This window comes from Streptomyces griseus subsp. griseus (assembly GCF_000720255.1).
Lineage (GTDB): Bacteria > Actinomycetota > Actinomycetes > Streptomycetales > Streptomycetaceae > Streptomyces > Streptomyces griseus_I.
Window position 1 is genome coordinate 169,281 of sequence record NZ_JOJE01000018.1, and the last position, 22,614, is coordinate 191,894.

Consider the following 22,614-nt stretch of genomic DNA (forward strand, 5'->3'; position numbering starts at 1 on the left):
GGAGAAGTGTTGCAGGCGGGTAGGACAACGCGTCAGGCAGTTGTCACGGCGTGGGCCGGGCCGTGCGCCGTCGAGACCGAGCAGCGTGGCTCGTGCATGGGCATCTCGGTCAGTGCCGGGTAGTAGACGTGCAGGCTGACCGCGGGCTCCAGCGCGTCGTTGACGACCTCGTGCACGTATCCCGGGGCGAACACCCGCTCGTTTCCGGCCGCCAACACGCGCGTGCCGCGCTCCGTGCGCTCGGTGAGCGTCCCTTCCAGCACGGTCAGCACCCCGGAGGAGGGTCCGTGGTCGTGCGGTCCGCTGCCCTGCCCGGGCACCCAGGACAGCAGCCACACCTCGTAGCCCGGGCCGGTGCGCAGCCGGTGGTACCAGCGTGTGGTCGCGTCGTACTGGACGAGGTGCTCCCACTGGGAGCGGTCGGCGGCGATGGAGCGCGCCAGGCCGACGAACTCGGCGACGGTGGCCGGGTGCTCGCGCGGGGTCTGGAGGAGATGCGGGACTTCGAGGATGTCGCCGGCGATCTGGAGGTCGCTGTCGCTGTTCATGGGTGCGGTTGTTCCTCGGCGGAAGAGTGGGGGCTGGCTGGATGGCGCGTACCGTCCGCCCGGGTCGCGAGCGGGAGGGGAGCCCGGATGGGGGCAACGAGGGAACAGCAGCCGAGTCGCGGTGGACTCAGAGGCAGCCGGAGCGCGTTGGGCTCAACAGCTGGGACAGCAACAGCTACAGCGAGCTCGGGCAGCACCGTGGGACCCGGCGGTGCGGGTCGAGGTGAGTGCCAAGTTCGCGAGCATGCCCATAAGGACATCGGTTCACACCTCGGCTGTCAACTCGACAGTCGGTCGGTGGGGTGTGTTTCACCTCATCCGGTTCACCTCAAAGGTGAAAGGTTTGTGCATGGGGTCCTCGGGACACATGGCGTCCATCCGGTCGCGCAAGCGTCGTTGCGGTCCCGTGATCCGACTGTGATCCGGTTCGCTTCGGCGTGCGTGTCGCAACGGGATCGAACTCGCGGGCGTCTATTCCTGTGCGTGGTTCTGTTCGGAGCCCCAAGCCCTCCGGGGCTCGTCTGTGTGTCTATCTTTATGGCGATTTGAACACTTTCTGCGCCAGACTGGTTCCGCAGAGTGAATAAGGGGCCCAATAGCAGATCTCGGCTTGACTCGCCCGGAGCCGCACACTTGTAATTTCACTCGTGTCGTTCAGCCGGAATCGGTAACGGCAACGTCACGGGGACGCGAAAGAGCAGACGAGGGGCGCACATGACCGAGCTGGTGCAGCAACTGCTGGTCGACGACGCGGACGAGGAACTCGGCTGGCAGGAGCGCGCACTGTGCGCCCAGACCGACCCCGAGTCCTTCTTTCCCGAGAAGGGCGGCTCGACCCGCGAGGCCAAGAAGGTCTGCCTCGCCTGCGAGGTCCGCTCCGAATGTCTTGAATACGCCCTCGCCAACGACGAGCGCTTCGGTATCTGGGGCGGTCTGTCCGAGCGGGAGCGCCGTCGACTGAAGAAGGCGGCCGTCTGAGCGGAGGGCATGCGTCCGCGCGCGGCCGGTTGTCCACAGGGCGAACGGCCCGCCGCAGGTGGGTTGTCCACAGGCGGCGGGCTCTCGCCGCCCGCCCGTCGCCCGACCACCGCCCCTCATCGAGACGCTTCGCGTCGCCCCTTTTGGTTCTGCCGATAGTGTGGTCGCTCGTCCGACACGCCCCGCCGCCCCCTGGTGGCACAGGCGTCCACCGCAGTCCATCGAACCGGGGCCCGTACCTCGATGTCCGTGCACAGCCACACGGCAGCCCGCCAAGACGGCGCTGCCACACCCGAGTTTCCGCGTCATGTGGTGACCGCGGTCCTCGTCTCCCACGACGGCGCCCGCTGGCTGCCCGACGCGCTCGCCGGACTGCTCGGCCAGGAGCGCCCGGTCCAGTCCGCCCTGGCCGCCGACACCGGCAGCGCGGACGACTCCGCCCAGCTGCTCGCCGACGCCCTCGGCGCCGACCAGGTGCTGCACCTCGCCCGACGCACCGGTTTCGGCCAGGCCGTCGAGGAGGCCACCCGCACCGCCCCCGTCCTCACCCCGGACGACCTGCCGTACCTGAAGCGGCCCAGCGGCTGGGACCCCGTCACCCGCTCCTGGCGCGACGACGCCTACGACATGCCCGAGCTCCCGCACGGAGAGCCGGTCCAGTGGCTGTGGCTGCTGCACGACGACTGCGCCCCCGAGCCCGACGCCCTGGCCGAGCTGCTGCGCGTCGTGGAGAACGAACTCGAACTCGGTCGCGACGACGTCGCCGTCGTCGGCCCCAAGCTGCGCGGCTGGTACGACCGCCGCCAGCTCCTCGAGGTCGGCGTCACCATCGCCCACTCCGGCCGCCGCTGGACCGGCCTGGACCGCCGCGAGCAGGACCAGGGACAGCACGACCACGTCCGCTCCGTCCTGTCCGTGTCCACCGCCGGCATGCTCATCCGCCGTGACGTCTTCGAGCAGCTCGGCGGCTTCGACCGCCGACTGCCCCTGATGCGCGACGACGTCGACCTGTGCTGGCGCGCCCAGGCCGCCGGCCACCGCGTGCTCGTCGCCCCCGAGGCGGTCGTACGGCACGCCGAGGCAGCCTCCCGCGAGCGCCGGACCGTCGACTGCGCGGGACGCACCACCGCCTCCCCGCACAAGGTCGACAAGGCCGGTGCCGTCTACACCCTCCTCGTCAACACCCGTACCGCCCTCCTGCCCTGGGTCCTGCTGCGCCTCGTCCTCGGCACCCTGCTGCGGACCGTCGCCTACCTCGTGGGCAAGGTCCCCGGACAGGCCGTCGACGAGATCCGCGGCCTCCTGGGGACCCTCCTGCGGCCCGAACGGATCATCGCCGGGCGGCGCCGGCGCGGCAGCCCGGTGATCGACAAGGGCGAGTTGCGGGCGTTGTTCCCGCCGCCCGGCGCCACCGTGCGGGCCACCGTCGAACAGGTCGCGGGCAACCTCGTCGGCAGCGACGACCCCGAGGCCGTCGCGGGCGCGGGACGGCACGGCGGCGCCGTCGAGTCCGGACCCGGCGGTGACGACGCCGACTTCCTGGAGATCGAGCAGTTCGCCCGCCTCAAGCGCATGGCCCGCAAGCCGGGGCCGGTGCTCTTCCTGGTGCTGCTGCTCGTCTCCCTGGCCGCCTGCCGCGCCCTCCTCGGCGGCGGCGCGCTGGCGGGCGGCGCCCTGCTGCCCGCCCCGGCCGACGCCTCCGAACTGTGGGCGCGCTACCTGGACGCCTGGCACCCCGTCGGCGCCGGCGGCACTCCGTCCGCACCCCCGTACCTCGCGATCGTCGCCCTGCTCGCGTCCCTGCTGTTCGGCTCGACCGGCCTGGCGGTCACGATCCTGCTGGTCTGCTCCGTCCCGCTGGCCGGCGTCAGCGCGTACTTCGCCTCCCGCCCCCTCGTCGAGTCACGCCTCCTGCGCGCGTGGGCCGCCGTCGTCTACGCCTTCCTGCCCGCCGCCACCGGCGCCCTCGCGGGCGGCCGCATCGGCACCGCCGTCCTGGCCGTACTGCTGCCGCTCATCGCGCGCGCCGGCATCGCCGCGGCCGGCCTCACCAAGGCCGCCGACACCCGCGGCAGCTGGCGTGCCACCTGGGCGTACGCGCTGCTGCTGACCGTCACCACCGCGTTCACCCCGATCGTGTGGCCCATCGCGCTGATCCTGGGCATCGGCATGCTGGCCGTGCGCCGCTCCGACATCACCGCCTACGGACTGCGCTTCCTGGCCCAGCTGGGCACCCCGCTGCTGATCCTCGCGCCCTGGTCGCTGTCGCTGCTGCCGTTCGGCTTCTTCAAGCAGGCCGGCCTGGACTACGGCCCCTCGGCCGCATCCGCCCTCGACCTGCTCGGCGCCAGCCCCGGCGGCCCCGGCACGGTCAGCGGACTCATGCTCATCGGCATCGTCCTCGCCGCGCTCGCCGCACTGCTGCGCTCCGAGCGTCAGGCCGGCATCCTCGCGGCCTGGGTCGTCGCACTGGTGGGCCTCCTCTTCGCGGTCCTGTCCAACGGCTCCACCTGGGCGGGCCCCGCGACCCTCGTCTACGGCATCGCCCTGCTGGCCGCCGCCGCGCTCGGCGCCGACGGGGCCCGCTCCCGCGTCGCCGAGCAGAGCTTCGGCTGGCGCCAGCCGGTCGCCGCCCTGATCGCCTTCGCCTCCGCCGCGGGCCCGCTGCTCATCGCCGCCGGCTGGATGATCCGCGGCGCGGACGACCCCCTGGAGCGCCGCGATCCGGTGCAGGTACCCGCGTTCGTCGCCGAGGACGGCAACAACCGCGACCAGGCCCGCACCCTCGTCCTCGACAGCGACTCCGCCGCGCACGTCGCCTACGTGCTGGTCCGCGGCTCCGGCGCCCGCCTCGGCGACGCCGAACTCGCCGCCGCCGACGGGGAGAACGCCAAGCTCGGCAAGATCGTCGCCAACCTGGTCGCGGGCTCCGGCGCCGACCAGGTCGACCAGCTCGGCAAATTCGCCGTGCGCTACGTCCTGGTCCACCAGGGCGCACCGCGCGAGGTCACCCGCGTCCTGGACGCCACGCCCGGACTGCGCCGGCTCAGCGAGCAACACGGCAGCGCCCTGTGGCGGGTCGACCAGCAGGTCTCCCGCGCGGCCATCGTCCCCGGCTCCGGCTCCGGCACCCCGCAGTCGGTCGCCGCCGGGCCCGTCGACATCCACACCACCATCCCGAGCGGCCCGGACGGCCGGGTCCTGCGCCTGGCCGACACCGCCGCCGAGGGCTGGACCGCCACCCTGGACGGCAAGCCGCTCGCCCCCACCACCGTCGACGGCTGGGCCCAGGGCTTCACACTGCCCTCCTCCGGCGGCAGGCTCGACGTCACCTACGACGACCCGATCGGCCACACCGCCTGGCTGTGGGCCCAGGGCGCCCTCGCCCTCGTCCTCGTCGTGCTGGCCCTGCCCGGCCGCCGCCGCGACGTCGACGACGACCTCCCCGAGGAGCCCGTCGTCCCGGCCCAGGCCGTCGAAGGCGAGGGCCGTCGCGCCCGCCGGCTGCGCGCCCAGGCGGAGGCCGAGGAAGCCGCCCAGGACCCGGAAGCCCCTGCCTCTCCGCAGGAGCCGGAGCCCGCCGCGGCCGTACCCCAGCAGCAGCAGGGCTACGGCGAGTGGAACCCGGCGACCTACGGAGGCGCCGAGTACGGCACCTACGCCGGCGACCAGTACCAGGACGCCCAACAGCCCTATCCCGCGGGCGGCTACGACCAGACGCAGACCTACGACCCCTACCAGGGCGGCCAGTACGACCCGTACGCCTACGGCGGCCAGAACCAGCAGGGGGCGTACGACCCGACGTACGACCAGGGCTACGACACCACGTACGGCCAGGGTTACGGCCCCGCGTACGACCCGACGCAGCAGCAACCGCACGGCAACGGCAGTGAGCGCCCCGACGGGAGCCAGCAGTGAACCGCACGACCATCTCCCTGTTCGCCGGCGTGGCCGCGCTCGCCGCCGTCACCGGATTCGCAGCGCTGACACCGCCCGACGCCTCGGGCACCACGGACACCGCGAAAGCGGCCGCCGAACTGCCCGTGGAGCGAACCAGCCTGCTCTGCCCGGCGCCCAGCACCTCCGACCTCGCCGAGACGTCTTACACGTCCTTCACCCCCGTCACCAACGGCACGGAGAACGACGGCACGGCCGAACTCCAGGCCGCCACCGTGCAGTCGGACGACGGAACGGGGGACGAGGACGCCAAGGGCAAGAAGGACAAGAACGGCGAGAAGGGCGAGAAGGGCGACGGGGACAAGAAGGGCAAGGGGGGTGACGAGGGCGCGAAGTCCGTCCTGACGCCCAAGCAGCCCGGCACGCCCGTCACCGTGGACGACTCCGGCGCCGACTCACCCGCCCTGGTCGGCACCGCCGACGGCAAGTTCGCCCCCGGCTGGACCGTCCAGGAGACCACCGAGGTCGCCGCCGGCACCGGACGCGGCCTCCAAGGCGTCAACTGCACCGCTCCGGACACGGAGTTCTGGTTCCCGGGTGCCAGCACGGCCGGCGACCGCACCGACTACGTACACCTGACCAACCCGGACGACTCCGCCGCCGTCGTCGACATCGAGCTGTACGGCAAGGACGGCGCCCTGCAGACCACGGTGGGGGAGGGCATCACCGTCCAGCCGCACTCCAGTGAGCCGGTCCTGCTGTCCACGCTCACCGACGCCAAGCAGGACGACGTCACCGTGCACGTGAACGTCCGCAGCGGCCGCGTCGGGGCCGCCGTCCAGGCGCTGGACGAGAAGCTCGGCGGCGACTGGCTGCCCGCGTCCACCGACCCGGCGGCGAACCTGGTCATGCCGGGCATCCCGAAGGACGCCACGTCGGTGCGTCTGATCGCGTTCGCGCCGGGCGACGCCGACGCGGACCTCAAGGTGCGCCTCGCCTCACCCAGCGGCCTGATCACCCCGGCCGGGAACGAGACGGTGCACGTCAAGGGCGGTATGACCACCGCCGTCGACCTGGGCGACGTCACGCGCGGAGAGGCGGGTTCGCTGGTGCTGACCCCGACGGACCAGTCGGTGCCGGTCGTCGCGGCCCTGCGGGTGGTCCGCGGCAAGGGCGACAAGCGGGAGACGGCCTTCATCCCCGCCACCCGCCCCGTCGGCACACGCGCGACGTCCGCCGACAACAGCGGCAAGGGCTCCACGCTCTCCCTGACGTCCCCCACCGGCACCGCCAAGGTGAAGGTCACTGCCTCCGCGGGCAGCGAGGGCGGTACGGCGGTGTCGAAGACGTACACGATCAAGACCGGCACCACCCAGGACGTCGAGCCGCCCGTCCCCAGCGGCCTGAAGGGCACGTACGCACTCACCGTGGAGCAGCTCTCCGGCGCCGCGGTGTATGCCGCACGCACCCTGGCGGCCACCGAGGAGGGCGTCCCGGGTTTCACCATCCAGACCCTGCCGGACGACCGGGGCACGGTGGCCGTACCGAAGGCGGACCAGGACCTCTCGGTGCTGGACAAGTAGCCGCCGGACCGGCCGACCGGCCCGGCGCAGTCTCACCGGGCCGGGGTCCACTCTCTCCGCGGCAGTCCTCGTCGGCCGGGGTCCCACCGGTTCCGGCGGCAGTCCTAGTCGGCCGGGGTCCACCGGTTCTGGCGTCAGTCCTCGCCGTAGCGGGGGTCCACCGTCTCCGGTGTCAGCCCCAGCAGCTCGGCGACCTGCTCGACGACCACTTCGTGCACCAGCGCCGCCCGCTCGTCCCGCCCCTTCGTGCGGATCTCGACGGGCCGCCGGTACACGACCACCCGGCCCGGGCGTCCGTCGCGCGCCGGCACGGTGCCGCCCAGTGGCACGGCCTCGTCGTTCCAGGGCCCGCCGGGCCCGTCGAGGCGCGGTACCTCCAGCACCAGGAAGTCGATGTCGGCGAGCTGCGGCCACCGTCGCTCAAGGCGTTCCACGGAGTCCTGCACCAAGTCCGCGAACACCTCGGCACGGCTCGCGGCGAGAGGCACCTGCGGCGGCGCGATCGGGCCGCGCATGCCCCGGCCGTGTCGGTCGCGACGGCGGGGCCCGGGGCCGGCGGCACGGGGCGGTACGGGGTTGTCCATCACTGGTGAAGCGTAGTCCCAGGCGAGGCCGCGCGCCCGGCCCCACGCGGTTCGGCCGGACCCTTCAGGACACCCCCCGAGGCCGCGTACGGGCAGGTCGCGGGATGACCATTCCAGCCAAGCTTGGGCTCGATTCCGTATCCCTCCGAGACGGTCGAACACAAGGCAATTGACAGTGTTTGTACCGACTGGTGAACAGATCAGGAGTCGTCCGACGCCTCGGACAAGTAGGTCGATGCAGGTCAGCGACGTGCGTCGAGAGGGGTGTGTGGGGCGTTTCACATGGCGACACGGTGGAGCGACCTGGTGCAGAGTCGTCGCGGCCCGCTCAAGAGTGCGGTACCGTCCAACGTCGTGAGCCCTGTACGTCGCTGTTCGCGCACCGCTTGCGGCCGACCCGCCGTCGCGACGCTGACGTACGTCTACGCCGACTCGACCGCGGTCCTCGGCCCGCTCGCCACCTACGCCGAACCCCACTGCTACGACCTGTGCGCCGAGCACTCCGAGCGCCTCACCGCCCCGCGCGGCTGGGAGGTCGTCCGTCTCCTCGACGGCTCGGCTCCCGCGCGGCCCAGTGGAGACGATTTGGAAGCGCTTGCCAACGCCGTGCGCGAGGCGGCCCGTCCGCAGGAGCGGGCGGCCGGGGCCGGTGGCGGCGGCGGGGGACGCGGAGCCGACCCGATGGAGGTCGCGCGACGCGGCCACCTGCGGGTGCTGCGCTCGCCCGACAACTGAGTCACTCGGGTTCCTCCCCGACACCGTCATGAGGAAAGCGATTTCTCGTTCCGGCTGAAACGGACGCACAGGCCTACGACACGTCCGCGACAAGCCCGCTCCGCTCACTCGGCCTGTCCGCCCTCGTGGCGCGCCCTGCCCCTTCGTCCTTCGCCCTGGCCCTCCTCGCAGGCGTCCGCCTCCCAGGGCGGGCACCCAGGGCTCGCGCAGCCCGCGTCGGCCGTCGACCAGTTGGACACCGGCCGGACCGGCATCACGGGCACCACCAGGGCCGGCACAGGCGTCCGACGACCCCCAAGGAGGCACGGAGTCCAGTGGGAGGCCGACGACGGCTCCCTGTACGCCGCTGGAGAGCGTCCGGCCCGGGGCATGGCACACCCGGGAGCCAGGCGGCCGCGACGGCCGCCAGGAGTCCCGTGCGGTCCGCCAGGTGTGCCTCGCGGACTCCCCTTCGCCGTCGCCCAGTTCGCCGCCTCCCAGCACATCTCCGCCCAACTCGGCGCCGCCCTGGCCGCCGTACCGCACGCGCGTGTGCCCGCCGCCGAGTCCGTCCGCGCGTCCGTCGTGACCGGGCACGCAGCGAGGAGCCCGGCGTCTCGACGGGCGGCACGCTCGTGCTGCTCGCAGGGGTGCTGACGGCGGTCGTCCTGGGCGCACGCGCGCGTGATGGTCGCGGAGAGGGCGGCGGCCATTGCTGGGCGCACGCGCGCGTGACGGTCGCGGAGAGGGCCGCGGCCGTGCGCGAACTGCGGTTCGTGATCCTGACGGTGACGTACGTGTCCGCGCCGGCTACCTCTTGAACCTCTCCGAACAGGCCGCGAGGGGGATCTGCTGAGCAAGGCGCTGCCGCGGAACGGGGCTTGACGCTGGTGATGTGCCTGCCGTGGCCGGCCAGAACTCTCCGCTGCTGGACCGGAGGCTGCCCGGAGCCGTTCCTCGGCCGTGCGCGAACTCAGCCCTGACCTGAGGTGACGGCTTGGAATCCACTCATGGTCCACACAGCGGACTGTCGGCCTGGGCGGGTAGTTTGGGATGACCGATAGGACTTTCAGGAGGGTTGGCCGTGGCTGCTGATCTGTCGCAGATCGTGAAGGCGTACGACGTACGCGGTGTCGTCCCCGACCAGTGGGACGAGTCGCTGGCCGAGCTCTTCGGAGCGGCCTTCGCCCGGGTGACCGGCGCGGAGGCGATTGTGACCGGCCACGACATGCGGCCGTCGTCCCCCGGCCTGTCACGGGCGTTCGCGCGTGGGGCGGCGGCACAGGGTGTCGATGTAACCGAGATCGGCCTGTGCTCGACCGACCAGCTGTACTACGCGTCGGGCGCGCTGAACCTGCCAGGCGCGATGTTCACGGCCTCGCACAACCCGGCGCAGTACAACGGCATCAAGATGTGCCGCGCGGGTGCGGCGCCGGTCGGCCAGGACACCGGCCTGGGTGAGATCCGCGCCCTGGTGGAGCAGTGGACGGACGCGGGCGCCCCCGCGCCGACGTCGACGACGGGAACGATCACCCAGAGCGACACGCTGGAGGACTACGCGGCCCACCTGCGCTCCCTGGTCGACCTGACCTCCATCCGCCCCCTGAAGGTCGTCGTCGACGCGGGCAACGGCATGGGCGGCCACACGGTCCCCACGGTCTTCTCGGGCCTGCCGCTGGAGCTCGTCCCGATGTATTTCGAGCTCGACGGCACGTTCCCCAACCACGAGGCGAACCCGCTGGACCCGGCGAACATCGTGGATCTGCAGAAGCGGGTCCGTGAGGAGGGCGCCGACCTGGGCATCGCCTTCGATGGCGACGCCGACCGCTGTTTCGTCGTCGACGAGCACGGCGACCCGGTCGCGCCGTCCGCGATCACCGCGCTGGTCGCCTCGCGCGAGCTGGCCAAGCACGGCGGCAAGGGCACGGTCATCCACAACCTGATCACCTCCTGGTCCGTCCCGGAGGTCGTCAAGGAGAACGGCGGCACACCGGTCCGCACGCGCGTGGGCCACTCCTTCATCAAGGCCGAGATGGCGCGCACCGGCGCGATCTTCGGCGGCGAGCACTCCGCCCACTACTACTTCAAGGACTTCTGGAACGCCGACACGGGCATGCTGGCCGCCCTCCACGTCCTCGCGGCCCTCGGCGGCCAGGAGGGCCCGCTCTCGGCCCTCGTCGCCCAGTACGACCGCTACGCCGCGTCCGGTGAGATCAACTCCACCGTCGACGACCAGGCCGGCCGCCTCGCCGCGGTCCGCTCCGCCTTCGAGACCCGCGACGACGTCACCCTCGACGACCTCGACGGCCTCACCGTCACCGCCCTCGACTGGTGGTTCAACGTCCGCCCCTCCAACACCGAACCCCTTCTCCGCCTCAACGCCGAGGCCCGCGACGAGAAAACGGTCACCGCGGTCCGCGACGAGGTCCTGGCGATCATCAGGGGCTGACGACCGGCCAGGGGCGCTGCCACGTCACCTCCGGACGACGGCGCCGCCGGGCTCCGTGAGCCGCTGTGGCGGGGCCACCGCCGCAGTGGCGGGGCCACGGTGAGCCGCTGCGGTGGGGCCACCGATGGGCGCTGACTTCGAGCCCGCCCAGTGGGTGCTCCCCGGAACACCGGAGGACGTCGGCCCACCGCGCCGCCCAGCCACCAGGGGCGCTGTCCAGCCACTACGGGCGGCGCCCAGCATCAAGGGCGGCGCCCAGCATCAAGGGCGGCGCCCAGCCACATGGGCGGCGCCCCTTGGGCGCCATGCCCAGCCACGCCGTCCATCCCGCGGACAGGCGTGCCACTGGGGCGAGGCGGCCCTGCTCCAGCGAAGCCGAGAGCTCGGGAGGGTGGGCGCGGCGGCAACCCGCGGCACCGGGCTGCGCGACCCGCCCCCGCCCAGCCCAGCACCGGGCGCCCTCAACCCCAGCGCCGGGCCCCCGAACCCACCCCCCTCCGCCCAGCCCCCACCGCACACCCCACCGGCGGTAACCTGACCAGGCGCATCCGCACAACCTCAAACCGCACAAGCCCGTCCCGAAGGGAACCCCCATGCCGCTCGAAGCCGGCCTCCTGGAGATCCTCGCCTGCCCGGCCTGCCACGCCCCCCTCAAGGAGCAGGACACCGAGCTGATCTGCACCGGACAGGACTGCGGCCTGGCGTACCCCGTCCGCGACGGCATCCCCGTCCTTCTCGTCGACGAGGCCCGCCGCCCCGCGTAACGCGTACCGACGACCCGCGACCCGGCGATCGGAGACTCCCGCCCATGCTCGACGAATCGCTTCTCGACACGCCGGAGGCCCTCGCCGAGGCCGACCGCCGCGCCCTCCTGCGCGGCGCCGCCGAAGCCGGCGCCCGCGTCCGCACAGCCCTCCGGCACGCCACCGAGGCGGGGGTCAACGACCTCAAACCCGACGGCCGCCCGCGCGCGATCCTCATCGCGGGCCCCGGCGCCGCCGCCACCTGCGTCGCCGACCTCCTCGGCTCCCTCGCCGGCACCGGCTGCCCCGTCATCCGGCTCACTCCCACCGGCGTGGCCCCCGCCGCGGGTGCCCTGCGCTGGGAACTCCCGGGCTGGGCCGGCTCCGTGGACCTGCTCATCATCGCCACCCCGGACGGCTCGGAGCCGTCCCTCTCCCTGCTCGCCGAGCAGGCCTACCGACGCGGCGTCACCGTCGTCGCCGTAGCCCCCACCGGTTCGCCGCTCACGGACGCGGTGACCACCTCGCACAGCCTCTACGTGCCGATGGCGACCGCCCCCTACGAGCTCGACGAACAGCCCCCCGTCGCCGCCTCGGCGCCCGGCGTCCTGTGGGCCCTGTTCACCCCGCTCCTCGCGATCCTGGACCGCGCCGGCCTGATCTCCGCCCAGCCCGACGCCCTGGAGAAGGTCGCCGACCGCCTCGACCAGGTCGCCGAACGCTGCGGCCCCGCCATCGCGACCTACAGCAACCCCGCCAAGAAACTGGCCGCCGAACTCGCCGACTCCCTCCCGGTGATCTGGACCGAGGGCACCTCGGCCGGCCCGGCCGGCCACCGCTTCGCCGCCGCCCTCGCGGAGCTCTCCGGCACCCCAGCGGTCGTCGCCGAACTGCCCGAGGCACTCGCCGCCCACAGCGCCCTGCTCGCCGGCCCGCTGGCCGCCAGTGCCGACCCCGACGACTTCTTCCGCGACCGCGTCGAGGAGCCCCCCGCCCTCCACGCGCGCGTGGTGCTGCTCCGCGATCGCCCGATCGGGGGACTCACGGCCGCCCCCTCCGCCCGCGACCTGGCCCTCAGCCACGACACACCCATCAGCGAACTCGAGCCCGAGCCCGGCGGCGAGCTGGAGACCCTCGCCGAACTGATCGCCATCACGGATTTCGCCGCCGTTTACCTGGCGCTCGCCTCGAAAACCCGATCATGACAGCGACGCCTTGAGAGCCGCACGGACGCCCGGAGAGCCGCTGAAAGCCATACGGCGCCCTGCGACCGCGCGGACGCCCTGAGAACCGTACGGACGCCCCGAGAGCCGTACGAGAGAACCGGCAGAGAGAAGCACGACGCACATGGACCGCCTCGACAACACCGTGCGCCCCTACGCCTGGGGCTCCCCGACCGCCATCCCGAAGCTGCTCGGTGTCGAGCCGACCGGTGAACCGCAGGCGGAGATGTGGATGGGAGCGCACCCGGGCGCCCCCTCGCGCACCGCGCGCGGCACGCTCGTCGAGGTCATCGACGCCGCCCCCGAGCGGGAACTGGGGGGCAAAGCCGTCGCCCGGTTCGGCCCCCGGCTGCCCTTCCTCCTCAAGCTTCTCGCCGCCGGTGCCCCGCTCTCCCTCCAGGTGCACCCGGACCTGGAGCAGGCGAAGGAGGGCTACGCCGACGAGGAGCGCCGCGACATCCCCGTCGACGCCCCGTACCGCAACTACAAGGACGCCAACCACAAGCCCGAACTGATCTGCGCGCTCACCGAGTTCGACGGCCTGTGCGGCTTCCGCGACCCGGCCCGCGCCGCCGACCTGCTCGAAGGCCTCGGCGTGGACTCCCTCAAGCCGTACGTCGACGTCCTGCGCGCCCACCCCGAGGACGCGGCGCTGCGCGAGGTCCTCACCGCCGTACTGACCGCCGACCCCGAGGAGATGGCACACACCGTCGCCGAGGCCGCGGCCGCCTGCGACCGCCTCGGCGGCGACTACGCCCCCTACGCCGGCATCGCCCACCACTACCCTGGCGACCCGGGCGTCATCGCCGCGATGCTCCTCAACCACGTCCGGCTCCAGCCCGGCGAAGCCCTGTTCCTCGGCGCCGGCATACCGCACGCCTACCTCAGCGGCCTCGGCGTCGAGATCATGGCCAACTCGGACAACGTCCTGCGCTGCGGCCTCACCCCCAAGCACGTCGACGTGCCCGAACTCCTGCGCGTCGTCCGCTTCGAGGCCGGCGACCCGGGCGTGCTGCGCCCGGAGGCCGCACCGGACGGCGAGGAGGTCTACGAGACCCCCATCGACGAGTTCCGGCTCTCCCGCTACGTCCTCCCCGAGGGCGGCGGCACCCACGACCTCACCCGCGCGACCCCCCAGATCCTGCTCTGCACGTCGGGCACCGTCCGCGCGGGAGAGCACGAACTGGCGCCCGGCCAGTCGGTTTTCGTCCCGGCGGGCGAAAAGACCGAGGTGTCCGGAACCGGAACGCTCTTCCGGGCTACCGTCGTCGCCTGACGACCCCGCCGCCGGGGCCGCGGGCGGGCGGCCAGCCGCACCGCTGCCGGACCGGGCTGCAACAATGACCCACCGGCAAAGCACGGGCAAAGGCCTGGACGGCTTAGGCACGAAGGCGAAGGGAACACGCGAACACATGAGCGCGTCAGGCGGCACCAAGGCGATCGTGGCGGCACTCGGTGCCAACCTCGCGATCGCGGCATCGAAGTTCGTGGCGTTCGCGTTCAGCGGCTCGTCGTCGATGCTCGCCGAGGGGGTGCACTCGCTCGCCGACTCCGGCAACCAGTTCCTCCTGCTGCTCGGCGGCAAGAAGGCCCAGCGCGAGGCCACCCCGCAACACCCCTTCGGCTACGGCCGCGAGCGCTACATCTACGCCTTCCTCGTCTCGATCGTCCTCTTCTCGGTCGGCGGCATGTTCGCGATCTACGAGGGCTACGAGAAGATCAAGCACCCGCACGAGATCGAGCACTGGTACTGGCCGGTCGGTGTCCTGATCTTCGCGATCATCGCCGAGGGCTTCTCCTTCCGGACCGCCATAAAGGAGTCCAACCCGCTGCGCGGCGACCTCTCCTGGAAGGAGTTCGTCCGCCGAGCCAAGGCGCCCGAGCTCCCGGTCGTCCTCCTGGAGGACTTCGGCGCGCTCGTCGGCCTGATCCTCGCCCTCGGCGGCGTCGGCCTGGCGCTCCTCACCGGCGACGGCGTCTGGGACGGCATCGGAACCCTCTGCATCGGCATCCTGCTCATCCTGATCGCCCTCGTCCTGGCCGCAGAGACCAAGTCCCTGCTGCTCGGCGAGTCGGCGGGCGTCGAGGAGGTCAAGAAGATCGAGGCCGCGATCGTCGACGGCGACACCGTCACCGGCATCATTCACATGCGCACCCTGCACCTCGGCCCCGAGGAGCTGCTCATCGCCGCCAAGATCGCCGTCCAGCACGACGACACGGCCGCCGAGGTCGCGAACGCCATCAACGCCGCCGAGGGCCGTATCCGCGATGCCGTGCCGATCGCCCGCGTGATCTACCTCGAACCCGACATCTACAGCGAGGCCGAGGCCGCCAAGGGCCCCGACCGCGAGGCGACCCCCGGCGGCCCGGCACAGCACCCCGCCGAGCACTGAGCCACACACCGAAGGGGCCCGGTGACCACATCGCCGGGCCCCTTCGCACAGCCTGTGCGACCGAACAGTTCGTGTGACCGATCAGCTCGTGCGACCGAGGCAGCCCCCGGTTACCGGATCTCGGCCAGCACCCCGAGCACGGCTCGCACGTCCGGCGCCGACAGCAACCGCTCCCGGAACCCGGCGTCCATCAGCTTCCGCGACAGCAACGCCAGGATCCGCAGATGCTCGTCGCCCGCGGCAGCCTCCGGTACGGCGATCATGAAGACCAGCCGGGCCTTCGTACCGTCCAGCGAGCCCCAATCGACGCCTTCGTCGGACCGCGCGAACCCGACGACCGGCGCGGTCACCGCGTCCGTCTTGGCGTGCGGTATCGCGATCCCCTCGCCGAGCCCGGTCGTGCCCTGCTCCTCACGCCGCAGCGCCGTCCGCACCAACTCGTCCTGATCCGCGACCCGCCCGGTCCGCACCAGCAGCCCCGCAAGCTCCCGTATCGCCGCCTCCTTCCCGGCGGCCGCGAGCCGCACGTCGACGGTCTGCCCGGTGAGATACCCGGACAGAACCTCCGGCTCGGCGTCCGCCTCCGCCGCCGGCCCGGCCACGCCCGCGCTCTGCGCGACGACCAACTCCGGGGCCTGCGCCGGTACGGTCACCCCCGCACCCTCAGCCGCTACGGCACCCCCCGCACCCGGCGCCCCCACACCGGCCCCGACCAGCACCGGCTCGGCACCGGACACTCCCGCGCCGACACCCGGCGCTCCGGGCCGGCCGCGCTCCCCGAGGCCCACGAGCAGAACCGTCGTCAGCGCGGTCACCACCGTGCCGATCACCACCGCCACGAAGAACATCGGCACACCGCTCACCGCTCCCAGCACCGCCACGATCGGCCCGCCGTGCGGCACCGCGTCCTTCACCCCGGCGAGTCCGGCCACCGCACCGGCCACCGCGCCGCCCAGCATGTTGGCCGGGATGACCTGCGCAGGACGCGCCGCCGCGAACGGGATCGCGCCCTCGGAGATGCCGAAGCACCCCATGAACAGCGCGGCCAGCCCGGTCTCCCGCTCCTGCTCGGTGTACAGCCGCTTGCGGACCAGCGTTGCGAGCCCCTGACCCAGCGGCATCACCGGGATCGCGGCCGCGCACATGCCCATGACCGTCTGGTTGCCGGTCGCGATGAGCCCCGCCCCGAACAGGAACGCCGTCTTGTTGACCGGCCCGCCCATGTCGAACGCGATCATCAGCCCCAGAATCGCGCCCAGCAGCACCGCGCTCGTGCCCGTCATCCCACTGAGCCAGCTGGTCAGGTGCTCGAACACCCAGGAGATCGGCTTGCCGATGACGTAGATGAAGAACAGCCCCAGCGCCGTGGTCGCCACGATCGGGATCACGATGATCGGCATGATCGGCTGCACGAACTTCGGGACCCGCACCTGCTTGATCCCCAGCACCAGGTACCCGGCGAGGAACCCGGTCACGATCGCCCCGATGAACCCGGCCCCGGCCTCCGAGTCGTACAGCGAACCGGTGTTGGCGATCCACCCGCCGATCATGCCCGGCACCAGCGCCGGCCGGTCGGCGATGGCGTACGCGATGTACCCGGACAGGACCGGGATCATCAGCTGGAACCCGATGACCCCGACCTGGTTCACATGGGCCCAGAACGTGCCCTCCGGAATCACATAGCCCTTGGCCGTCGCATCACCGCCGAGCGCCAGCGACACCGCGATCAGCAGACCGCCCACGACCACGAACGGGATCATGTAGGAGACGCCGTTCATCAGCGCCTTGTACACCGTGCTCCGTTCCGTGCCACCGCCCTGACCGCCACTGGCCGACGACAGGGTCGACGCGGTGCCGCCCGCCGTGTGCACGGGCGCCGAACGCACCCGCTCGATCAGCCGCTCGGGGTGCCGGATTCCCTCGGCCACCCCGACGGTGAGGACCCGCTTGCCCACGAAACGGCTCAGGTCCACGTCCTTGTCCGCCGCGACGATGACGCCGTCGGCAGTGCTGACATCGTTGTCGTCGAGGACATTCTCAACCCCTATGGATCCCTGGGTCTCCACCTTCATCTCGATACCGCGGCTCTCGGCGGCCTGTGCGAGCTTCTCCGCCGCCATGTACGTGTGCGCGATGCCGGTCGGACACGCGGTCACCGCGAGCAGCTTCAGCCGCTTCCGCTCGCCATCGCCGCTGCCCGTGGGGGGAGGGCCGGCCGGACTGGTCACATCGATCTCCTCACGCCTTTGTCACGGACCGCCGTCCCGGGCGGCCCGCAAGATCGATCACTCGTTCCGATCTCCCCGCATCCTGCCAACCGCACGCCCGCCCTCAAAGACGTGGCGCCACAGTTGCGGGACTCACAACCGCGACGACCCCTGGCCCTCCCGGCTCCCGATTCCCTGCTGCACGCCTGGTCAACGGCACCCAGCCGCGACCACGGACACCGGACGACCGCCGGTGCTTGGCAGGATGTCCACGAAGGCGGACTGGGGTGGCCGGGGCGACCGGTGTAGCTTGGGACGGAGCCAGACGTCGCTGCTGATGGCGGTCGGGCGGTCCCGCCGTGGACCGGCCGAGGGAGAGAGGGCCTCCGACGGACTGCGCTGCGCGTACGCGGGCATGCCTGTGTCCTCCTTCGGGCACCCCTGTGTCCGCCGCCGCGCAGACCAGCCGTACCCACCCTCGACCCAATCCCGAGGAGCAGCTCGTAATGACGACTGTCGAGAACCGACAGGACTTCAAGGTCGCCGACCTCTCCCTGGCCGAGTTCGGCCGCAAGGAGATCACCCTCGCCGAGCACGAGATGCCCGGCCTGATGGCGATCCGCAAGGAATACGCCGAGGCGCAGCCCCTCGCCGGTGCCCGCGTCACCGGCTCCCTCCACATGACCGTGCAGACGGCCGTCCTCATCGAGACCCTGACCGCCCTGGGCGCCCGGGTCCGCTGGGCCTCCTGCAACATCTTCTCCACCCAGGACCACGCGGCCGCCGCCATCGCCGTCGGCCCGAACGGCACGCCCGACAACCCCCAGGGCGTCCCGGTCTTCGCCTGGAAGGGCGAGACCCTGGAGGAGTACTGGTGGTGCACCGAGCAGGCTCTGACCTGGCCGGACAGCCCCACCGGCGGCCCGAACATGATCCTCGACGACGGCGGTGACGCCACCCTCCTCGTCCACAAGGGCGTCGAGTACGAGAAGGACGGCAAGGTCCCGTCCGTCGACACCGCCGAGTCCGACGAGCACCGCGTCATCCTCGAACTGCTGCACCGCACCATCACGGACGGTTCGCAGAAGTGGACCCAGCTGTCCTCCGAGATCCGCGGTGTGACCGAGGAGACCACGACCGGCGTCCACCGCCTGTACGAGATGCAGCGCGACGGCGTCCTGCTGTTCCCGGCGATCAACGTGAACGACGCGGTCACCAAGTCGAAGTTCGACAACAAGTACGGCTGCCGCCACTCCCTCGTCGACGGCATCAACCGCGCCACCGACACCCTGATCGGCGGCAAGACCGCGGTCATCTGCGGCTACGGCGACGTGGGCAAGGGCTGCGCGGAGTCCCTGCGCGGCCAGGGCGCCCGTGTCATCGTCACCGAGATCGACCCGATCTGCGCCCTGCAGGCGGCGATGGACGGCTACCAGGTCACGACCCTCGACGAGGTCGTCGACAAGGCCGACATCTTCATCACCACGACCGGCAACAAGGACATCATCATGGCCGCCGACATGGCCAAGATGAAGCACCAGGCCATCGTCGGGAACATCGGCCACTTCGACAACGAGATCGACATGGCCGGCCTCGCCCGGATCCCCGGCATCGTCAAGGACGAGATCAAGCCGCAGGTCCACACCTGGAAGTTCCCCGACGGCAAGGTGATCATCGTCCTGTCCGAGGGCCGCCTGCTGAACCTGGGCAACGCCACCGGGCACCCGTCGTTCGTGATGTCCAACTCCTTCGCGGACCAGACTCTGGCCCAGATCGAGCTGTTCACAAAGCCCGACGAGTACCCGACCGGCGTCTACGTGCTCCCCAAGCACCTCGACGAGAAGGTCGCCCGTCTCCACCTGGACGCGCTCGGCGTGAAGCTCACCACGCTGCGCCCGGAGCAGGCCGCCTACATCGGCGTAGAGGTCGAGGGCCCCTACAAGTCGGACCACTACCGCTACTGAGCAGGTCGGCAGTCACCGCGGCAGCCGAGGCAGCCGCCATGGCAGCCATCGAGTCGGCAGCCCCGCCCGCCGCGAGCGCGCCCGTGCACTGACGCGCCCGCGGCGGCAGGTCCTCCGAGGCAGGCCCCCGCACCCCCGTGCCGGGGGCCTGCCCCTTTGGCCTTCGACCGCACCGACCCCGGTCAGCCCGTCAAGATCCAGGACCCCCATGCCCCGCGGCCGTTATTCGCTCCACGATCCGCACGATCACACCCCCCTCGCAGAAGAGCACTTCCACTGCGCCCCCGGTCCTTCCGGCTGGCGCTACGTCTCCCAGCTGACCACCCCCTCGGGCGACCACTCCGGCTCCGTCGACCTCGTCCTCGACGAACTCGGCCGACCCATCCGCCTCGAACTCCACGCCCGGAGCTGGCAGGTGCGCGGCGCCGCCCTCGACGGCGTCACCTGGGTCCGCACCGACCCCACCGGCACTCAGGCCACGGAAGGCAACGTCCCCGCCCACGCCTTCACCGGCACATCCCCGGCATTTCTCATCGCCACCACCCGTCTCCTACGCCTCACTCCTTCCGCCTCCGCGACCCGCGTACGCCTCGTCGCCTTCACGGACCCGGTCCTCGCCCCGCGCACCGTCGACCAGTCCTGGGCCCTGGTGAAAAGCGAAGCACACGCCACTGACAACGGCCCTCTCAGCGTGGACGAATACCAGGTCACAGCCCTGGACACCGGCGAACAGCACACCGTGCACATCGCCGGCGACGTGGTCCTCGCGGCCCCCGGCATCGAGCTCGAAGACCTCGAGTCACCGCCGTCGGTGTTCGGCTGAGGCGCTGCCGACGTGCCGGCCGACCGGTCACGCAGGCGGCACGAACCCGGTGGCCGGAAGATCGACCCGCGGCTCGTCCTCCGGGACCGCGGAGCGGCCCGCGGACGCCTGCGGCTGAGACTGCTGCCTCTGGTGCTGCCCGTGGTGCTGCCCTTGATGGTGCCCGTGAAGGGGCGCAGGGGAGGGCGTCAGAGTCAGAGGAGGAGCGCCGACTGCCGGTTGTTGCCCCGCGGGAGACCCCTCCGCGCCCGGCACCGTCTGCCGCCCCTCCACAGGACCGTTCCCGAAGGCCCGACGCGCCTCCCGCACCTGCCGCTCCTGCACCACGGCCGCCAGATACGCGGTCGGCGGAACTCCCGGCGGCACCGGAGTGCCCGTACGGGTCGCGAGGTCGGCGGCGAGGCGTTCCGCCATCGTCCAGCCGACCGCCGGATCCAGTTGCTGCATTCGGCCCAGGTACTGCCGGATCGCGAGCCACAGGGCATCGGGAACCGCCGACAGGTCGAGCCCGGAAAAGCGCCCGGCGAGCCAGGGCGGAGGAGGCGGCACAAAGCCGGCGTGCCCGACAGGCACCCGCTCCCGGACGACCAGCGTCCCCGCGAACACGTCCCCGAGCCGCCGCCCCCGCGCCGAGACGAGCGACGCGATACAAGCCACCACGCCGAACGTCAGCAGTATCTCGACCACGCCGATCGCTCCCCGCACCAGCGCGTGCCGGAACCGTATGGGCCCGCCGTCGTCCCGCACCACGCGCAACCCGCACGCCAGTTTCCCGAGCGAACGCCCATGGCTGAGCGTCTCCACCGCGATCGGACCACCCACCAGCACGAGCAGGAACGAGGCGATGGACAGCGCGACCTGCGCGGCCTCGTCCAACGAAGCCGCGGACACCACCAGAACCATCGTCACGACGATGTAGGCGAACACGGTCACCAGCAGATCCAGCACGATGGCCAACGCCCTGCTGGGCAGCCTCGCGGGGCGCAGCTCCAACGCCACCGCCTCGCCGGTCACCAGCTCACTCACGTCCGTCGTCCCTTCCCCTGCACTGCCCCGAGAACGGCCAGTCTGCCAAGCTGAGGGCACATCGCGCCGCAGTACGACAAGCTGACGCTCAAGACCGGTCGTCGACGAACAGCCGAGGAGCAGGAAAACCGATGGACCTCGACGTCTTCGTCTCCGCCCACCGAGCCGAGTGGGACCGCCTCGAGGCCCTCCTCCGCCGTCAGCGCCGCCTCACCGGTGCGGAGTCCGACGAACTCGTCACCCTGTATCAGCGCACCGCGACTCACCTGTCGCTGATCCAGTCCAGCGCACCCGACCCCCAGCTCACCGGCCGGCTCAGTCAGCTGGTGGCACGCGCGCGTAGTGCGGTGACAGGAAACCGACGTGCCTCCTGGCGCGACGTGACCCGCTTCCTCACCCAAAGCTTCCCCGCAGCGGTCTACAGGTCGCGCCGATGGTGGGTACCCACCGCGCTGATCTCCACCGCCGTCGCCGTCCTCCTGGGCTGGTGGATCGGCACCCACCCCGAAGTCCAGTCCACCATCGCGGCCCCCAGCGAACTGCGCGAGCTCACCCGCCCCGGCGGCGAGTACGAGACCTACTACTCCAGCCACCCCGCGGCTGCCTTCGCCGCCCAGGTCTGGACGAACAACGCCCAGGCCGCCGCGATGTGCCTGGTCCTGGGTGTCTTCCTGGGCCTTCCCGTCCTCTGGGTCCTCTTCCAGAACATGCTCAACCTGGGCGTGGGCTTCGGCCTGATGTCCTCCGCCGGTCGTCTCGACACGTTCCTCGGCCTGGTCCTCCCGCACGGCCTGCTCGAACTGACAGCGGTCTTCGTCGCCGCGGGCACCGGTCTCCGCCTCGGCTGGACCCTCATCGACCCCGGCCCGCGCACCCGACGCGCCGCTCTGGCCGAAGAGGGCCGCGCCGCCGTGGGCATGGCCATCGGCCTCGCCCTGGTCCTCTTCGTCTCGGGCGCCATAGAAGGTTTCGTCACCCCGTCGGGCCTGCCCACCTGGGCACGCCTCGCCATCGGCGTCCTCGCCGAGCTGGCCTTCCTCGCGTACGTCTTCGTCCTGGGCGGTCGTGCGGCCCGAGCAGGCGACACCGGCGACGTCGAGGAAGCCGAACGCAGCGCCACGGTCCCGACAGCTGCCTGATGTGCGAGCACGGCGATCGAACTGCTACTGTCTCCTTCGCCCCACAAGAGCCGTTGACACGGAGCTGGTGGGGAGGTAGATTCGAACAGTTGCCTGGAACTGGGTTCACCGGTCGGTAGCAGTGAGTAACCTATCTGCTTCGCGAAAATCGATCATTGATCGCTGATTTCGAGGAAGCCCCTCCCGACGTTTCGGAAACAGATGGCCGGTCAAAGCGGTCCGAAGTTTCTGATAAAGTCGGAACCGCCGGAAAGGGAAACGCGAGAGCGGGAACCTGGAAAGCACCGAGGAAATCGGATCGAGAAAAGATCTGATAGAGTCGGAAACGCAAGACCGAAGGGAA

At 71.5% G+C, this 22,614-nt stretch carries 16 protein-coding genes and 1 pseudogene; 13 read left to right on the forward strand and 4 right to left on the reverse strand.

Annotated features, from left to right (window positions below; all coding sequences use genetic code 11):
- Nucleotides 1-32: 32 nt before the first annotated feature.
- On the reverse strand, nt 33-548 hold the full coding sequence (locus IG99_RS24670; protein WP_037677217.1) for a cysteine dioxygenase: 516 nt from the start codon (nt 546-548) through the stop codon (nt 33-35).
- 714 nt (nt 549-1,262) lie between these two features.
- Here IG99_RS24670 and IG99_RS24675 point away from each other — a divergent pair.
- From IG99_RS24675 to IG99_RS24685, 3 genes are all read left to right on the forward strand, one after another.
- Complete coding sequence (locus IG99_RS24675; protein ID WP_003975777.1) at nt 1,263-1,526, forward strand: WhiB family transcriptional regulator; 264 nt, start codon at nt 1,263-1,265, stop codon at nt 1,524-1,526.
- Between the two features lie 243 nt (nt 1,527-1,769).
- Complete coding sequence (locus tag IG99_RS24680) at nt 1,770-5,444, forward strand: glycosyltransferase family 2 protein (protein ID WP_078947881.1); 3,675 nt, start codon at nt 1,770-1,772, stop codon at nt 5,442-5,444.
- A complete protein-coding gene (locus IG99_RS24685) occupies nt 5,441-7,006 on the forward strand; it encodes a DUF5719 family protein (RefSeq protein WP_037677222.1) in 1,566 nt (521 codons plus the stop codon). Before IG99_RS24680 ends, IG99_RS24685 begins: the two co-directional genes overlap by 4 nt.
- A gap of 134 nt (nt 7,007-7,140) precedes the next feature.
- Here IG99_RS24685 and IG99_RS24690 read toward each other — a convergent pair whose 3' ends face one another.
- Nucleotides 7,141-7,590 carry a metallopeptidase family protein gene (locus tag IG99_RS24690; RefSeq protein ID WP_107056016.1) on the reverse strand — a complete coding sequence of 150 codons (450 nt, stop codon included), beginning with the start codon at nt 7,588-7,590 and terminating at the stop codon, nt 7,141-7,143.
- 306 nt (nt 7,591-7,896) lie between these two features.
- On the opposite strand from IG99_RS24690, the gene IG99_RS24695 reads away from it, so the two are divergent.
- From IG99_RS24695 to IG99_RS24720, 7 genes and pseudogenes are all read left to right on the forward strand, one after another.
- A complete protein-coding gene (locus tag IG99_RS24695; protein ID WP_037677300.1) occupies nt 7,897-8,325 on the forward strand; it encodes a DUF3499 domain-containing protein in 429 nt (142 codons plus the stop codon).
- Between the two features lie 426 nt (nt 8,326-8,751).
- Nucleotides 8,752-9,145: pseudogene (locus IG99_RS51690) on the forward strand (L-lactate permease); the annotation flags it as partial.
- Between the two features lie 243 nt (nt 9,146-9,388).
- Nucleotides 9,389-10,753, forward strand: a complete 1,365-nt coding sequence (locus tag IG99_RS24705; protein WP_037677229.1) for a phosphomannomutase/phosphoglucomutase — start codon at nt 9,389-9,391, stop codon at nt 10,751-10,753.
- A gap of 593 nt (nt 10,754-11,346) precedes the next feature.
- Nucleotides 11,347-11,517 carry a Trm112 family protein gene (locus IG99_RS45780; protein WP_007382472.1) on the forward strand — a complete coding sequence of 57 codons (171 nt, stop codon included), beginning with the start codon at nt 11,347-11,349 and terminating at the stop codon, nt 11,515-11,517.
- A 44-nt stretch (nt 11,518-11,561) separates the two neighbouring features.
- A complete protein-coding gene (locus IG99_RS24710; protein WP_037677233.1) occupies nt 11,562-12,701 on the forward strand; it encodes an SIS domain-containing protein in 1,140 nt (379 codons plus the stop codon).
- Between the two features lie 142 nt (nt 12,702-12,843).
- Nucleotides 12,844-13,995 carry a mannose-6-phosphate isomerase, class I gene (manA, locus tag IG99_RS24715; RefSeq protein WP_037677235.1) on the forward strand — a complete coding sequence of 384 codons (1,152 nt, stop codon included), beginning with the start codon at nt 12,844-12,846 and terminating at the stop codon, nt 13,993-13,995.
- 136 nt (nt 13,996-14,131) lie between these two features.
- Nucleotides 14,132-15,112: a cation diffusion facilitator family transporter gene (locus IG99_RS24720; protein WP_037677237.1), complete on the forward strand. Its 981-nt coding sequence runs from the start codon at nt 14,132-14,134 to the stop codon at nt 15,110-15,112.
- A 110-nt stretch (nt 15,113-15,222) separates the two neighbouring features.
- Here the strand turns inward: IG99_RS24720 and IG99_RS24725 are convergent, their stop codons facing one another.
- On the reverse strand, nt 15,223-17,340 hold the full coding sequence (locus IG99_RS24725) for a fructose-specific PTS transporter subunit EIIC (RefSeq protein ID WP_037677240.1): 2,118 nt from the start codon (nt 17,338-17,340) through the stop codon (nt 15,223-15,225).
- A gap of 485 nt (nt 17,341-17,825) precedes the next feature.
- On the opposite strand from IG99_RS24725, the gene ahcY reads away from it, so the two are divergent.
- Both ahcY and IG99_RS24735 read left to right on the forward strand, forming a co-directional pair.
- Nucleotides 17,826-19,283 carry an adenosylhomocysteinase gene (ahcY, locus tag IG99_RS24730; protein ID WP_037677242.1) on the forward strand — a complete coding sequence of 486 codons (1,458 nt, stop codon included), beginning with the start codon at nt 17,826-17,828 and terminating at the stop codon, nt 19,281-19,283.
- A gap of 208 nt (nt 19,284-19,491) precedes the next feature.
- Nucleotides 19,492-20,106 carry a hypothetical protein gene (locus tag IG99_RS24735; protein ID WP_037677244.1) on the forward strand — a complete coding sequence of 205 codons (615 nt, stop codon included), beginning with the start codon at nt 19,492-19,494 and terminating at the stop codon, nt 20,104-20,106.
- Nucleotides 20,107-20,133: 27 nt separating this feature from the next.
- Here the strand turns inward: IG99_RS24735 and IG99_RS24740 are convergent, their stop codons facing one another.
- Complete coding sequence (locus tag IG99_RS24740; protein WP_037677248.1) at nt 20,134-21,132, reverse strand: RDD family protein; 999 nt, start codon at nt 21,130-21,132, stop codon at nt 20,134-20,136.
- 131 nt (nt 21,133-21,263) lie between these two features.
- Here IG99_RS24740 and IG99_RS24745 point away from each other — a divergent pair, with 131 nt between their 5' ends.
- The gene (locus IG99_RS24745; RefSeq protein ID WP_037677250.1) at nt 21,264-22,271 is read left to right on the forward strand and encodes a stage II sporulation protein M; all 1,008 of its coding nucleotides are present in this window, start codon (nt 21,264-21,266) and stop codon (nt 22,269-22,271) included.
- Nucleotides 22,272-22,614: the final 343 nt, after the last annotated feature.

Excerpts from the sequence above, each read along its gene's own strand:
- IG99_RS24670 (WP_037677217.1), bottom strand. The coding sequence starts at position 548 with ATGAACAGCGACAGCGACCTCCAGATCGCCGGCGACATCCTCGAAGTC.
- IG99_RS24675 (WP_003975777.1), top strand. The coding sequence starts at position 1,263 with ATGACCGAGCTGGTGCAGCAACTGCTGGTCGACGACGCGGACGAGGAA.
- IG99_RS24680 (WP_078947881.1), top strand. The coding sequence starts at position 1,770 with ATGTCCGTGCACAGCCACACGGCAGCCCGCCAAGACGGCGCTGCCACA.
- IG99_RS24690 (WP_107056016.1), bottom strand. The coding sequence starts at position 7,590 with ATGGACAACCCCGTACCGCCCCGTGCCGCCGGCCCCGGGCCCCGCCGT.
- IG99_RS45780 (WP_007382472.1), top strand. The coding sequence starts at position 11,347 with ATGCCGCTCGAAGCCGGCCTCCTGGAGATCCTCGCCTGCCCGGCCTGC.
- IG99_RS24710 (WP_037677233.1), top strand. The coding sequence starts at position 11,562 with ATGCTCGACGAATCGCTTCTCGACACGCCGGAGGCCCTCGCCGAGGCC.
- manA (WP_037677235.1), top strand. The coding sequence starts at position 12,844 with ATGGACCGCCTCGACAACACCGTGCGCCCCTACGCCTGGGGCTCCCCG.
- IG99_RS24720 (WP_037677237.1), top strand. The coding sequence starts at position 14,132 with ATGAGCGCGTCAGGCGGCACCAAGGCGATCGTGGCGGCACTCGGTGCC.
- ahcY (WP_037677242.1), top strand. The coding sequence starts at position 17,826 with ATGACGACTGTCGAGAACCGACAGGACTTCAAGGTCGCCGACCTCTCC.
- IG99_RS24735 (WP_037677244.1), top strand. The coding sequence starts at position 19,492 with ATGCCCCGCGGCCGTTATTCGCTCCACGATCCGCACGATCACACCCCC.
- IG99_RS24745 (WP_037677250.1), top strand. The coding sequence starts at position 21,264 with ATGGACCTCGACGTCTTCGTCTCCGCCCACCGAGCCGAGTGGGACCGC.